This window comes from Agrobacterium sp. CFBP2214 (genome assembly GCF_030209895.1).
Lineage (GTDB): Bacteria > Pseudomonadota > Alphaproteobacteria > Rhizobiales > Rhizobiaceae > Agrobacterium > Agrobacterium radiobacter.
Genome location: NZ_JARVRC010000001.1, coordinates 732841 through 745823, shown reverse-complemented (window position 1 = coordinate 745823; position 12983 = coordinate 732841). Strand labels below are relative to the sequence as shown.

Annotated in this window: 13 protein-coding genes and 1 pseudogene; 7 read left to right on the top strand and 7 right to left on the bottom strand. The window is 60.6% G+C overall.

Translation table 11 applies throughout. From position 1 onward, the window contains the following. The first annotated feature begins 15 nt into the window (after nt 1-15). Nucleotides 16-798, top strand: a complete 783-nt coding sequence (locus QRN60_RS03635) for a glycosyltransferase family 32 protein (protein ID WP_003508963.1) — start codon at nt 16-18, stop codon at nt 796-798. Between the two features lie 38 nt (nt 799-836). On the opposite strand, the gene QRN60_RS03630 is transcribed toward QRN60_RS03635, so the two are convergent. The 3 genes from QRN60_RS03630 to QRN60_RS03620 all read right to left on the bottom strand — a co-directional run bounded on the left by QRN60_RS03630 (nt 837) and on the right by QRN60_RS03620 (nt 4620). Further along, nucleotides 837-1802, bottom strand: coding sequence for an alpha/beta hydrolase family protein (locus QRN60_RS03630; RefSeq protein WP_003508964.1), 966 nt, complete (start codon nt 1800-1802; stop codon nt 837-839). A gap of 174 nt (nt 1803-1976) precedes the next feature. Further along, nucleotides 1977-3602, bottom strand: a complete 1626-nt coding sequence (locus tag QRN60_RS03625; protein WP_003508971.1) for a cisplatin damage response ATP-dependent DNA ligase — start codon at nt 3600-3602, stop codon at nt 1977-1979. Nucleotide 3603: 1 nt separating this feature from the next. After that, nucleotides 3604-4620 carry a ligase-associated DNA damage response exonuclease gene (locus QRN60_RS03620; RefSeq protein ID WP_162687216.1) on the bottom strand — a complete coding sequence of 339 codons (1017 nt, stop codon included), beginning with the start codon at nt 4618-4620 and terminating at the stop codon, nt 3604-3606. A 115-nt stretch (nt 4621-4735) separates the two neighbouring features. Between QRN60_RS03620 and QRN60_RS03615 the strand changes: the two are divergent. Beyond that, nucleotides 4736-4921: pseudogene (locus tag QRN60_RS03615) on the top strand (addiction module antidote protein); the annotation flags it as partial. Nucleotides 4922-4957: 36 nt separating this feature from the next. Here the strand turns inward: QRN60_RS03615 and QRN60_RS03610 are convergent. Continuing rightward, nucleotides 4958-6487 carry an MDR family MFS transporter gene (locus QRN60_RS03610; protein ID WP_031234516.1) on the bottom strand — a complete coding sequence of 510 codons (1530 nt, stop codon included), beginning with the start codon at nt 6485-6487 and terminating at the stop codon, nt 4958-4960. Nucleotides 6488-6628: 141 nt separating this feature from the next. Here QRN60_RS03610 and QRN60_RS03605 point away from each other — a divergent pair, with 141 nt between their 5' ends. After that, nucleotides 6629-7144, top strand: coding sequence for a MarR family winged helix-turn-helix transcriptional regulator (locus QRN60_RS03605; RefSeq protein WP_284764935.1), 516 nt, complete (start codon nt 6629-6631; stop codon nt 7142-7144). An 82-nt stretch (nt 7145-7226) separates the two neighbouring features. Then, complete coding sequence (locus QRN60_RS03600; RefSeq protein WP_003508979.1) at nt 7227-7886, top strand: glutathione S-transferase family protein; 660 nt, start codon at nt 7227-7229, stop codon at nt 7884-7886. 93 nt (nt 7887-7979) lie between these two features. Here the strand turns inward: QRN60_RS03600 and QRN60_RS03595 are convergent, their stop codons facing one another. Beyond that, nucleotides 7980-8600, bottom strand: coding sequence for a glutathione S-transferase family protein (locus QRN60_RS03595; protein ID WP_078051121.1), 621 nt, complete (start codon nt 8598-8600; stop codon nt 7980-7982). A 134-nt stretch (nt 8601-8734) separates the two neighbouring features. Further along, nucleotides 8735-9733 (bottom strand): asparaginase, encoded by a 999-nt coding sequence (locus tag QRN60_RS03590; protein ID WP_060723902.1) that lies wholly within the window; start codon nt 9731-9733, stop codon nt 8735-8737. A 73-nt stretch (nt 9734-9806) separates the two neighbouring features. On the opposite strand from QRN60_RS03590, the gene QRN60_RS03585 reads away from it, so the two are divergent. The 3 genes from QRN60_RS03585 (at nt 9807) to QRN60_RS03575 (ending at nt 11227) form a co-directional block, all read left to right on the top strand. Continuing rightward, the gene (locus tag QRN60_RS03585; RefSeq protein ID WP_003508984.1) at nt 9807-10559 is read left to right on the top strand and encodes a DUF3750 domain-containing protein; all 753 of its coding nucleotides are present in this window, start codon (nt 9807-9809) and stop codon (nt 10557-10559) included. Between the two features lie 99 nt (nt 10560-10658). Continuing rightward, nucleotides 10659-10931: a YlcI/YnfO family protein gene (locus tag QRN60_RS03580; protein WP_003508986.1), complete on the top strand. Its 273-nt coding sequence runs from the start codon at nt 10659-10661 to the stop codon at nt 10929-10931. Continuing rightward, nucleotides 10928-11227 carry a type II toxin-antitoxin system RelE/ParE family toxin gene (locus tag QRN60_RS03575; RefSeq protein WP_003508988.1) on the top strand — a complete coding sequence of 100 codons (300 nt, stop codon included), beginning with the start codon at nt 10928-10930 and terminating at the stop codon, nt 11225-11227. Before QRN60_RS03580 ends, QRN60_RS03575 begins: the two co-directional genes overlap by 4 nt. Nucleotides 11228-11230: 3 nt before the next feature. Here QRN60_RS03575 and betA read toward each other — a convergent pair whose 3' ends face one another. After that, the gene (betA, locus tag QRN60_RS03570; protein WP_129564565.1) at nt 11231-12880 is read right to left on the bottom strand and encodes a choline dehydrogenase; all 1650 of its coding nucleotides are present in this window, start codon (nt 12878-12880) and stop codon (nt 11231-11233) included. Nucleotides 12881-12983 lie beyond the last annotated feature (103 nt).

Sequence of the window (12983 nt, the reverse complement as noted above, 5' to 3'; positions counted from 1 at the left end):
GCAGGAGCGCTGAACTTGGCTAAAACTGGCTATAACCGCATTGCGTACCGCGCGATCAAGATCGGCGGCAACATCGTCAAGGTTATTTTCTCCATCGATCTCTTCATCCGCCCCGGCAGAAGAAAGACGCTTCCGGAGTATCAGCCTGCCAGACGCAGCCCGAAATCGGAAAAAGCCATTCCGCGCATCATCTGGCAGACGAATTATTCCAACCGGGTAACGACGCCGATCTATGCGAATTTCCTGTTCAACCGCTGGCTGACGCCGGAATTCGAATATCGCTACCATGATGACGAGGCGTGCCAGGCCTATATCGACCGGCATTTTCCCGGACGTTATGCCGATGCCTTCCGTCGATTGCAGGTCGGCGCCGCCAAGGCGGATTTCTGGCGTATTCTGGTTCTTCTGCAGGAAGGCGGCATCTATCTGGATATCGATTCCAACTTTGCGGCCCGCCCGGAAGATGTGATCGGCGCGGATGAAGACGCCGTTTTCATCGCCATGAAAAATGGCGAAATCACAAATTACTTCATGGCATCGAAACCCGGTCACCCGGCGCTGAGGCTGATGGCCGATCGTATTGCCCAGAATATCGAAGAGGGAACGCTCGTCAGCGTCTATGACATGACGGGTCCGACGGTGGTGCACGCCGTCGTCAAGGAACTCGGGCTGCCGGTTCGCAATTACCGCGAAATGTGCACGCAGGGGCAATTCACCAACAAACGCGCGCAATATGCCGACAAAAAAGACGGCGCATGGTGGGCCGAGCAGGCCAAGACGTCCATCGTCAAAAACTAGGACGCCATGCGCCGGCAAGCAGCCGCGCAATATCGCGTTTAGACGAAACCATTGAAAAAGCGGATGCTTTCTTCCACCGCGCCCGGAACCACGCCATTATGGCTGCCGGGCAGCAGTTTTTTATCGACCTTGAAGCCGGATGTCAGGGCGCGGTCCACAAAAAGCTGGTGATCGGCATCGAAGGGCCGTTCCTCCGTGCCGCGTAAAAGCAGCGCCGGGCATTTGAGGCTGGGGCCGAAACAGACGGAAGAGCGCATGATGAATTCGCGCTCGTCGGTTTCGTCGAAACAGATCTCGTCGCTATAGCGGTTGAAATAACGCCATGAATTGACACCGGCGGATATGGGCGCGGCGGCGCGGAATTTGCGGCTCATGGCGGCAAGAAGCGTCAGCGTGCCGCCATTGGAATGGCCGGCGATGAAAAACCGCTTTCTGTCGATGCCGGGAAGATTTTCCAGATAGGCCGCCGCCGCCAGCGCATCCGCCGTTTCGTCGTAGAAGCCGGAATAATTGCCATTCTGGCCGTTTTCGCCGCGAAAGGACGGAAGCAGCACAACGAAGCCCGCTTCCCAATAGGGCTTCATCAGCGCCCAGTGGCCATCACCGGTGGCGTTGCCGCCGTGGAGGAAAAGCACAGCGGGTTTCAGCGTTTTTGACGGCTGATAATGGGAGAGCCAGGCGACCAGTTCGATGGAACCATCCGGCCCGCCGGGATAGGTGACACGCTCCGCCCCGGGCGGCGTGCCAAGCACCGAGGATTTTTCCGGCGCGGCCATCTTGCGCAGCAGATGCGTGTGGAAACGTCGGCGGGCCTCCGCATAATCCTGCCTTTCCAGCGGCAGAACTTCGGGTGTGGGAATGCCCGCTTTCACGGCGGGCGGCAGGATAACCGCCGCTGACAGCCCCATGGCGCCGGCCAGCACTCTGCGCCGCGTCATGCCCGGCGAGATCGGGCCGCTCTCTTCCTGTCCGAAGGGTGAGGAAAGAAAGCGTTTGTCTGCCATATGTTCACCTGACGAGGATGGTTGTAACAGCAGTTCAACACTGCGGCGGGAGGCTGTCCAATCACGGATTCGCGAATGACAACAATGTATTCGCAGCCATCATGGCAATTTCTGGACAAAACACTTTCCTTGCTCCTGCACTAGTCACGGGAATGAGGGAAGCGGCGCAGCCCCCTACCCCTCCACACCATCGATCATCGCCACCAGCGTCGAAAGCCTGTCTGCTTCCGCGGGCAGCTTGTCGGCTCGCAGCCGGGCAATGCGGGGGAAGCGCATGGCGACGCCGGATTTGTGGCGGGTGGAGCGGTTGATGCCTTCGAAGGCCACTTCAAGCACGAAACCGAAATCCGGCGTGGCGCGCACCGCCCGCACCGGGCCGAAGCGCTCGACGGTGTTGTCACGGACGAACTTGTCCAGCACCTCCAGCTCCGCATCGGTGAAGCCGAAATAGGCCTTTCCGACGGGCACGAGCTGTTCGCCATCCTCGCCTTCCGCCCAGACACCGAAGGTGAAATCGGAATAATAGCTCGACCTTTTGCCGTGGCCGCGCTGGGCATACATCATGACAGCGTCGATATTATAGGGATCGCGTTTCCACTTGAACCACGGCCCCTTGGCGCGGCCAGCCTGATAGGTGCTGTCGCGGCGCTTGATCATCACACCCTCGATGACAGGATCGGGCGGCGCGGCACGCAGTGTGTCGAGCTCCGTCCAGCTGGAAAAGCCGATCAGCGGCGAAAGGTCGAAACGGTCATGCGGGGCATGCTCGACGATATCGGACAGCCTGCCGCGGCGCTCCAGATAGGTCTGCGCGCGGATATCACTCTCGCCATCAAACAGCAGATCATAGGCGCGGATGAAGGCGGGATAGTCGTCCAGCATCTTTGCCGTCACCGTCTTGCGGTTCAGCCGCTGCTGCAGGTCGGAAAAGGTGCGGGTGAGATTGTTGGACCGCGCCGTGCCGCCGATCAGCAACTCGCCATCCATCACGCCTTCGAAATCGATCGCCTCCAGAACATCGGGAAAGGCCCCGGAAATATCGTCGCCGGAACGGGAATAGAGTTTTCGTGTCCCACCGGCGCGGGACAGCTGCACGCGAATGCCGTCCCATTTCCATTCCGCGGCATAGTCGGCAGGGTCCAGCGCATCGAGGTCGCCATCGGCCACCGGCGTCGCCAGCATCACCGAGTGGAAGATGGCTGGTGTCGCCAGCACCGGCCGGTCCGACTTGCCCTCAAGCCACGCAAAAAGCGACGTATAGGGCGGCGTCAGACCGTGCCAGAGGGTCTCGATCTCGGTGATGTCTTTCCCCGCAAAATCCGCCAGCGCCTGACGCGCCAGCCGCGCCGAAACGCCGATGCGCAGGCTGCCGGTTGCAAGTTTGAGGAAAGCGAAACGCGAGGACGTATCGAGCCGGTCGAGCAGATCGCGCACCGCGCCGCGCACCTCCGTGCGGCCGAGTGAATTCATCAGTGTGACGACTTCGCCGAGACGCGGGTCCTGAGCCTCGGCGTCATCAGCGCCGCCGATATTGCCCCAGACCAGCGATATGGTCTCGGCCAGATCGCCCACATAATCATAGGAATAGCGGAACAGCACTTCATCCATCCGCTCCAGCACCAGCTCACGCAGCAGGGCCGGTTTGACGCTTTTGAGGTCGAGCGTACCGGCAATTGCCGCCAACCCGTAACCCCGGTCGGGATCGGGCGTATCGCGGAAATAATCGGTCAGCAGCTTCAGCTTACCGTTGCGCGACGGGGTGAGAACGAGGCGATCGAGAAGGGTGGCGAAGGCTTTCATCTCAATCCCCCTCATCCTCGTAACCGACAAGATGCAGCGGCTTGGCGGCAATGCCCTGCAATTCGCACCAGCGCACCAGCGCCTCCTCACGGCCATGGGTGACCCAGACGGCTTGCGGGGAAATTTCCTTGATCGTCTCCAGAAGTTCCGGCCAGTCGCAATGGTCTGATATAACCAGCGGCAGCTCCACACCGCCCTGCTTCGCCCTCTGCCGCACCATCATCCAGCCGGACGCAAATGCAATCAGCGGCTCGTTGAAACGGCGCGCCCAGCGTTCCTGAAACGCCGAGGGCGGACCGACGACAATCGCGCCCTTGAAGGCGGAAGGATCGCTTTTTTCGAGCGTCGCGGGGCGCAGATCGCCGAGATCGATACCCTCAGAGACATAATAATCGCAAAGTCTGGCCAGCGCGCCGTGAATATAGATGGGATCGGAATAACCGTTGTCGCGGAGTAGCCGAATGACGCGCTGCGCCTTGCCCAGCGAATAAGCCCCGACCAGATGGGTGCGTTCGGGAAATTGTTTGATGGAGGTGAGCAGCTTGCCGATTTCCACCCGCGGCAGCGGATGATGGAACACCGGCAGGCCGAAGGTGGCCTCTGTGATGAAGACATCGCATGGCACCGTTTCGAAGGGCGCGCAGGTAGGGTCGATGCCGCGCTTGTAATCGCCAGACGCGACGATGCGCAGGCCGTTCATTTCCACGGAGATCTGTGCGGAGCCGAGAACATGGCCCGCCGGATGGAAACCCACCGTCACGCCATTGACATCCACCGTTTCACCGAAAGCGACCGCCTGCTCTTTGCCGCAGAAGTCCTCGCCATAACGGATGCGCATGATATCGAGCGTCTGGCGCGTGGCCAGCACCGCGCCATGACCGGCGCGGGCGTGATCGGAATGGCCATGGGTGATGAGCGCCCGCGCCACCGGGCGGACGGGATCGACATAAAAATCGCCCGCCGGGCAATAAAGACCCTTGGGCGTGGAGTTCAACAGCTGTTCCGGCTTCATATTCATTGAGATAGGGCCGCCCGCGCGAATGTAAAGTGCTGCGAGAATAACGCGAAACGGGCGTTAAATTTCCAGTGGCGGTGTTTTTGTTTTGCGTGCGTCATTTCGGCTTTGAGCCGGGGCCGCCCTTGGCGCGGTCGCCAAGGCTCGCGGAATGTCGCACATTGCGGATGCTTCGGGTCTCGGCCGCGAAAGCCTCTATAAGGCGCTTAGGCCCGGTTCGAAGCTTCGCTATGAAACCGTGCAGAAGGTCCTGCATGCGCTGGGCTTTCGGCTGGCCGTTGAAAAGTCATTGAACGCCGCGTGAGACGGCGTTCAACGACCATCGGTTAACTTCGCTATGCTACTCCGCCGCCTCTTCCGCCGGCTTTGCCTGCACCGCTGCTGGCAACCGCACCGGCTTCAGCATCAGCGCCGCCGCAAGGCCGATGGCGGCGGTGGCGGCCGCTGCGAAAAAGAGTGGAGTGAAGGCATCCGAATAAAGCGAGGCGACTGCGGCCTGTGAGGCGGCGGGAAGTTCGGAGAGGATTTTCGGCGTCAGCTCCTCGATCTTGCCGACACCGGGAATATCGACGGCCACGCCCCTGAGGCTCGATGATACGATGGCGCCATAGACCGAGATGGCGATGGCCGCGCCGCCCATGCGGGTCAGCGTCACCGCGCCGCTCGCCGCACCTATATCCGCCTTGGGCGCGGAATTCTGCACGCCGATGATCGGCGCCTGCTGGCCGAGGCCAACGGCGAAACCCTGCACCAGCATCAACGCGGCGATCAGGGGAAGCGGCGTTCCTGCATGCATCTGCGTGAAGAGCAGCATGGCGATGAGGTTGATGGTGAGACCCGCCACCGAGAAGGGCTTGTAGACGCCGGTGATCGAAATCAGCCGCCCGGCTGAAAGCGAACCCATGACGATGCCGCCGGTGACGGCGATGAAGAACAGGCCGGCATGGGAAGGCGAAAGGCCGGTCGTGGTCTGCAGGAACAGGGCGTAATAATTGACCATGCCGATACCGATGCCGCCGCTGGTCAGCGAAACGATCATCAAGAGCGGAAAGGTGCTGTCCTTGAAGAGCCTGAGCGGCACGACGGGTTCCGGCGCGCGGCGTTCCACCTGCACCCAGAGGAAAGCGGCGATGACGGCGAAAGCGATGATGCCGAGACTGGGGCCTGCGATCAGCGAGCCGAACAATTCGCTGCTGTCTGCCCAGAAGACCACGCTGGCAATGGTGGCCGCCAAGAGGACCGCGCCGAGATAATCGATCTTCGGCTGGCGGGCCGGACGGCGATAGGGCAGCATCAGCGCCAGACCTGCAATGACGATAATGCCGAGCGGCAGGTTGATAAGGAAGATCGACCGCCAGCCGAACAGGTCGCTCATCGTGCCGCCGAGGATCGGGCCGACACTGCCAGACGCCATGATGGTGAGGCTGGAATAGCTCTGGTAACGGGCGCGCTCGCGCGGTTCGAACAGATCCGCATTGACGGAAAAGATCGATACCATGATGCCGCCGCCGCCAAGCCCCTGCAGCACGCGGGCCGCGATCAGCGAATCCATCGACCAGGCCAGCCCGCAGGCGAGTGAGCCAAGCGTGAAGATGACGACCGCTGCGATCATCACATATTTGCGACCGAACAGATCACCGAGCTTGCCATAAACCGGCATGACCGCGCTGGTCGCCAGAAGATAGGCCGAGCCGATCCAGCCGAAACGCTCCAGCGCGCCGAATTCACCGACGATGGTGGGCAGTGCTGTCGATACGATCTGGTTGTCGAGGGTCGCCATGAACATGGCCAGCATCAGAAACAGAAAGACGATGAGCCTGCGCCGATGATCCGACACAAGCGGCGCCACGGGGGCGGTGGACATATCCATGAAAAATCTCGTTGGCTTACGGCGGTTTTACTGCGGCAATTTGTGTGCTATCAGCATATATATGTCAATGGCAAGTTTTTGACATCTATGCTAATGCCGCTAAATGTGATCGGGAAATTGCATCGAAAGGGACGATGAAGCGTGGCGACTGAGGAAAACCGGAACGAGGATCTGCCTGAGGACATCAAGCGGATCGGCAATACGATGACGCGCATGCGCATCATGATCGGCCGCCGCATCATCGGCCGCATGGCGCTTGCCAAGCTCGCTCCGGGTCTGGAACTTTCCCATATCGACGTGCTCGACATTCTGCGCCGGGCGGAAGGCGACGTTACCGTGGGTGCGATTGCCGAGGGCATGCGCATCGATCCCTCGCGCGGCAGCCGTGTGGTGGCGGATATGGTGGGGCGCGGCCTGCTGAAACGCGGCGTTTCCCAGGAAGACGGCCGCCGCAGCATCGTCGAGATCACGCCGATCGGCACCAGTCTTTTGCAGGAAATGCGCCGGACCAAGATGAGCGTCATCGAGGACGTGATGGATGGCTGGCCGGCGGAGGATGTGGAGACTTTCGCCCGCCTGTTCGAGCGGTTCATCGACCGTTTCGAATGCCGGCTGTCGCCGGACACGGACCTCCTGACGGATCAGAAAAAATCATAGTTGACCCTGCGATCCGCAGCTTCACTTTAAAAGGGCTAGACCGTAACGTGCCGCCATCTGACAGGTTGAAGGGGTAATTTCGATGTTGACGATTTACGGTGTCTACCGTTCCCGCGCCACGCGCACATTGTGGCTGGCAGGGGAACTTGGCATAGAATTCAAACATGTGCCGGTCATACAGGCCCGCCGTCTTGCCGATCCGCTGGCTGCGGATGCGCCGCTCAACACGCTGTCCCCGGATTTTCTGGCCGTCAACCCGATGGGCACCATTCCCTGCATCGAGGATGACGGCATGGTGCTTTACGAATCCATGGCCATCAACCTCTATCTCGCCCGCAAATATGGCGGACCGCTTGCGCCGGTCGATTTGAAGGAAGATGCGGCGATGCTGCAATGGTCCTTCTTTGCCGCGACCGAAATCGAAACCAATTCGCTGAAGATTTCCTCCGCGATCGCCGAAGGCCTGTCGGAAAGCGATAGCGGCAAGGCGGTGATCGATGTCGCCGCCCGCCTGCTGAAGCGTCCCTTCCGGGTGCTGGAGCAGCACCTTTCCAGCCACGAATACCTGGTGGGCGACCGTTTCACCGTGGCCGATCTCAACGCCGCGGAAATCGTTCGTTACGCACAGGGCCACAAGCCGCTGTTCGATGCCCATCCGGCGCTGAAAGCCTGGCTGGACCGCTGCCAGACCCGCACGGCGTTCAAGACGATGTGGGATACCCGCGCGGCCGAGGCGGCCTGAGCGGGAGAACACTCCGCCAGCGTGTCTCTCTGCCCTCATTCCTGTGCTTGTCACAGAAATGAGGGAGCAACCACAAGACCGAGCTGGGGCCTCTCAGCCCCTCTCCCCCGCAAGCGCCCGCTGCACCGCCGGGCGGTCGTTCATGCGGCGGAAGTGGTCATGCACCTTCGGGAAACGGGCAATATCCACGCCATCGCTTTCCAGCCAGCCGGACATGACGAAAAGATAGGGATCGGCAACCGAATAGGCCGTACCAAGAACCCATGGGCCGTGCAGCATGCCGTGCTCGATCAGTTCGAAGCACTCGCCCATGGTCTGCGGCACTTTCGCCTTCATATCGGCCAGCGAGCTATCCTCATTCGCCCAGCGGCTGCCGCGCCGGCCATGCGCATGGGCGACATGCACGGTCGAAGAAATGAAGGCGTTGAAGGACTGCATCAACGCGAATTCGAAGGGATCATCGAGCGGCGCGAGCTTCTTTTCAGGCGCCATCTGGGCGATAAAGGCGAGAATGGCGGGCGTCTCCGTCAGCACGCCGCTTGCGGTGGCCAGCGCCGGCACGCGGCCCTTGGGATTGATCTTTAAAAATGCCTCGGAGCGTTGCTCGCCCTCCGCGAAATTGACGCGATGGGCCTTGTAAGGCAGGCCGGATTCCTCAAGCACGATATGGCTGGCGCGGGAGCAGGAACCGGGGGAGAAGAACAGTGTGAACATGGATATGCGACCTCCAAAGCAATGAAGCGCCCGTTTCTTCCTCATGCGGACGCCGGCCCGCGGCGGCCATGGGATGGCCGTCACATACAGGGCACGTCATCATCGTGCCGGCAACCGGCCGCGTCAAAGGTTATTTAGAGCCCGACGACTCTGACATCGCCGACGTGGATGCCGTTCCAGTTGCGCATCTGCCGGTTCGCCATGCTGCTCAGCGCCTGCTGCTCGGCGCTGCCTTCATCGAAATAGCGGGCGAGCAGTGCGGATACCACGGCTTCGGCCGCGCGTGTCGTACCGTCTTCGCATTTCACCGCCATGGCGATACCCTTTTCCGGCAGGGCGGCGACGAAAACGCCTTCAGCGCCGGTCTTGGCAAAGATCTTGCCGGGCGCGATCTGCATCAGCCTCGTGCAGGCGCGGCCGGTGCCCGCCACATAAAAGGGTTCCGCCATGCAGGCCTCGATGAGACGGCGCGACGCTGTCGCACGACCCGCTTCCAGCCCCCTGCCCGTCGCCATCTTCGCAAAACCATGCGCCAGCCCTTTGAGCGGTACGGCATAGGTGGGGATGGAGCAGCCATCCACGCCGCAATTGTCCTGGCCGAGAGCAGCACCCGTCAGGCTTTCCATCGTGGCGCGGATTTCCCGCTGCAGCGGGTGATCGTAACCGACATAGCCCCTGGGATCGGTGCCGGTGTGGCAACAGGCGCAGATGAAACCGGAATGTTTGCCGGAGCAATTATTATGCAGCGCTGTCGGCTTTTCCAGTGTGCGAGCCTGATGGATGATGGTTTTCTGGTCCGAAGACCAGTGTGCGCCACATTCCAGCGTATCCACATCCCTGCCCGCCTTCGCAAGCATCGAAGCGGCGAGTTCCACATGCGCGTCCTCGCCGGAATGGGACGAACAGGCGAATGCGAGTTCGCGGTTACCGAAACCATAGGCATCCGCAGCACCACTTTCCACCAGCGGCAGCGCCTGCATGGCCTTGCAGGCGGAACGCGGGAAGATGCCGCGCTCGATATCACCAGACGAAAACAGCACGCCGCCATCACCATCCACCACCACGACAAGACCCTGATGGCGGCTTTCGACGAGATTGCCCCTGGTGACTTCGACGGTAACGGAATTGTTCATTCTCTCAGCCTCAAAAAATTCTGATTTTATGTCGTTGATACCGCAATTGATTTTTCGATGCACGGGGCTGTCAGTGAAATTTGCAAAACGTCTGCTGCTGGCGATTGCCATTATCTATCTGCTGCCGGCACTGGCATCGGCGGGGCTATGGGCCATGAAGGACCATCCGCGCGGCTGGAACGCCGCAAGATGGTCGTCCTCCGGCATGCTGCCGGTGGCGTCGAGCGATGGAGAAGCCGCGGTCTACGTCTTTTCCGCCATGACCGGCGGCTTCAAGGGGTCCGTCGCCAGCCATGCCTGGGTCGTGCTGAAAAAGCCCGGTGCTGCGACCTATGACCGTTACGACAAGGTGGGCTGGGGCACGCCGATCCGCCATAATGGTTATGCAGCGGACGCCTACTGGTATTCCAACATGCCGCGCCAGGTGGTGGCCATTCACGGCGCGGAAGCGGAAAAGCTGATCCCGAAAATCGAAAAGGCGATTGCCGATTACCCCTATGGTCGGCCGGGCGGCTATCGCATCTATCCCGGCCCCAACTCCAACACCTTCGTCGCCCATGTGCTGCGCAGCGTGCCGGAACTGGGCGTCGTGCTGCCGCCGGACGCGGTGGGGCGCGACTACCTGCCGGACGGTGCGTTTTACCACATCGCCGACGACTGGAAGGATGCGAGCGTTTCGCTGGGCGGGTTGTTCGGTATTTCGGCAGGTGCCCGCAGCGGTTTTGAGGTCAATTTTCTCGGCCTGGTCGCCGGCATCGATTTTGGCCGGCCCGGTGTGAAGATACCGGGGCTTGGTTATTTCGGGGTGGCCGGTCCGGATGTATGACATGGCTGCCCTCCCGACGTTTCCACCCATTTTAATTTGACTCCATCTAGTAATTAACTCAATCTCCGCATCGCAATTGCAACGCAAAGGAGGCAACCCATGAAAACGGCAACGATCCCTTCGCTGCGGGTGACGGCGGATTTCCGCGAAGCAGCCGAAAGCGTGCTAAAGGACGGCGAGACACTTTCGTCCTTTATTGAAGACTCTGTGCGCAGGCAGGTTGAAATCCGCAAGTCGCAGGCGGAATTCATTGCGCGCGGGTTAGCATCACTCGAAGAGGCGGAACGTACGGGGGTTTATTACACCACCGATGACGTTCTTTCGATGATGCAAAGAAAGCTGGATGCCGCGAAAGCAGCGAAGCGAAAATGACATATTCGCTTCGCTACACCGAAGAAGCGTTCGGTGATTTCGACCGAATCTACGACTTTCTGATCGCCTATGACATCGATGTGGCAGAAAAGGCGATCCACGCGATCAGAACGGGCTTGCAGCTTCTGACCGATTTTCCTTTCAGCTGCCGCAAAGCATCTCAAGAAAATGGCCTGATGCGTGAATTACTCGTCCCTTTCGGCTCGTCCGGCTATATCGTGTTGTTCCGTATCGACGGCCCGGAAACCGTCACCATCGCCGCCGTTCGCCACCAGCGCGAGGACGACTACCATTGATCCTCACCGGTCGCTGACGGCCGCGCGCGGGTTCACCCATGGTTCCTGATTGGAACGCGGCAGCGGGGTCTTGCCGAGAATGTGGTCCGCCGCCTTTTCGCCGGTCATGATCGACGGGCCGTTCAGGTTGCCATAGGTCACATGCGGGAAGATCGAGCTGTCGGCAACCCTCAGGCCCTCCACTCCGATGACCCGGCATTCGGGATCGACGACGGCCATCGGGTCGTCCTTGTCGCCCATCCGGCAGGTGCCGCAGGGGTGATAGGCGCTTTCCAGATGCTCCCGCAAAAAGGCGTCAATTTCCTCATCCGTCCCGACATTTTCACCCGGCTGGATTTCCGGCCCGCGAAAATCGTCAAAGGCTTTCTGGCTGAAGATTTCGCGCGTCAGGCGCACGCAATGGCGGAATTTTTCCCAGTCTTCCTGATGGCTCATATAGTTGAAGCGGATGACCGGGTCGTCATGCGGATCGGCGGAGCGCAGGGTGACGTTGCCGCGCGATTTGGACAGGTTGTAGCCCACATGCACCTGAAAGCCGTGGCTTTTTGCGGCCGCCTTGCCGTCATAGGAAATGGCCACGGGCAGGAAATGATACTGGATATCGGGCTGTTTCAGACCGGGTGCGGAACGCAGGAAGGCGCAGGCCTCGAACTGGTTGGAGGCGCCAAGCCCGCCTTTTGACAGCAGCCATTGCGCGCCCGCAACGCCCTGCCAGAACCATGGAAGCCAGGAATAAAGCGAGACCGGCTTGGTGGAGACCTGCTGGAAATAAAACTCCATATGGTCCTGAAGATTTGCGCCGACGCCCGGACGATCCGCCTTCACTTCGATGCCCATGTCTTTCAGATGGGCAGCAGGACCGACGCCCGAAAGCATCAGCAGTTTCGGCGAGTTGAACGAGGAGGCCGAAAGGATGACCTCGCGATTGGCCGTGATGGTTTCCACCACGCCCTTGCGTTCGATCTCGACACCCACGGCGCGGCCGTTCTCGATGACGATCTTGCGGGCGAAACCATTGACCAGCGTGACGTTGCCGCGCTTCAGCGCCGGCTTCAGATAGGCATTGGCGGCGGACCAGCGGCGGCCATTGTGGATGGTCTGCTCCATCAGGCCGAAACCCTCCTGCTTGGAGCCGTTATAATCGTCCGTCAGTTCAAAGCCCGCCTGCGCGCCCGCCTGAATGAAGGCGTGGAACAGCGGATTGCTGACGGGGCCACGCTGCACATGCAGCGGCCCATCCGTGCCGCGCCAGCCTTCCTCGCCGCCATGGCTGTGCTCCATGCGCTTGAAGTAAGGCAGCACATCCGCATAGGCCCAGCCATGCGCGCCAAGCTCTTCCCAGCGGTTGAAATCCTCCGCGTGGCCGCGCACGTAAACGAGGCCGTTGATGGAGGACGAGCCGCCGATTACCTTGCCGCGCGGGGCGGTGATACGACGGTTGTCGAGATTGGGTTCGGGCTCGGAGAGATAACCCCAATTGTAGCGCTTCATGCTCATCGGCCACGCGAGTGCGGCGGGCATCTGGATAAAGGGGCCGAAATCGGAACCGCCTGCCTCGATGACGATGACAGAATAACGACCGTCTTCCGACAGGCGATAGGCGATGGCGGAGCCTGCGGAGCCCGAACCGACGATGACGTAATCTGCCTGCATGATTTGTGCTCTCTCTCAACGGCTCATGTGCGGGTGGGGTTACCCCCCTCTGTCCTGCCGGACATCTCCCCCTCAAGGGGGGAGATCGATCTGAGGCCAGGTT

Coding starts and splice junctions, on each gene's coding strand:
- QRN60_RS03630 (WP_003508964.1), bottom strand. CDS start 1,802: ATGGCAGACAAACGCTTTCTTTCCTCACCCTTCGGACAGGAAGAGAGC.
- QRN60_RS03625 (WP_003508971.1), bottom strand. CDS start 3,602: ATGAAAGCCTTCGCCACCCTTCTCGATCGCCTCGTTCTCACCCCGTCG.
- QRN60_RS03620 (WP_162687216.1), bottom strand. CDS start 4,620: ATGAATATGAAGCCGGAACAGCTGTTGAACTCCACGCCCAAGGGTCTT.
- QRN60_RS03610 (WP_031234516.1), bottom strand. CDS start 6,487: ATGGATATGTCCACCGCCCCCGTGGCGCCGCTTGTGTCGGATCATCGG.
- QRN60_RS03600 (WP_003508979.1), top strand. CDS start 7,227: ATGTTGACGATTTACGGTGTCTACCGTTCCCGCGCCACGCGCACATTG.
- QRN60_RS03595 (WP_078051121.1), bottom strand. CDS start 8,600: ATGTTCACACTGTTCTTCTCCCCCGGTTCCTGCTCCCGCGCCAGCCAT.
- QRN60_RS03590 (WP_060723902.1), bottom strand. CDS start 9,733: ATGAACAATTCCGTTACCGTCGAAGTCACCAGGGGCAATCTCGTCGAA.
- QRN60_RS03580 (WP_003508986.1), top strand. CDS start 10,659: ATGAAAACGGCAACGATCCCTTCGCTGCGGGTGACGGCGGATTTCCGC.
- QRN60_RS03575 (WP_003508988.1), top strand. CDS start 10,928: ATGACATATTCGCTTCGCTACACCGAAGAAGCGTTCGGTGATTTCGAC.
- betA (WP_129564565.1), bottom strand. CDS start 12,880: ATGCAGGCAGATTACGTCATCGTCGGTTCGGGCTCCGCAGGCTCCGCC.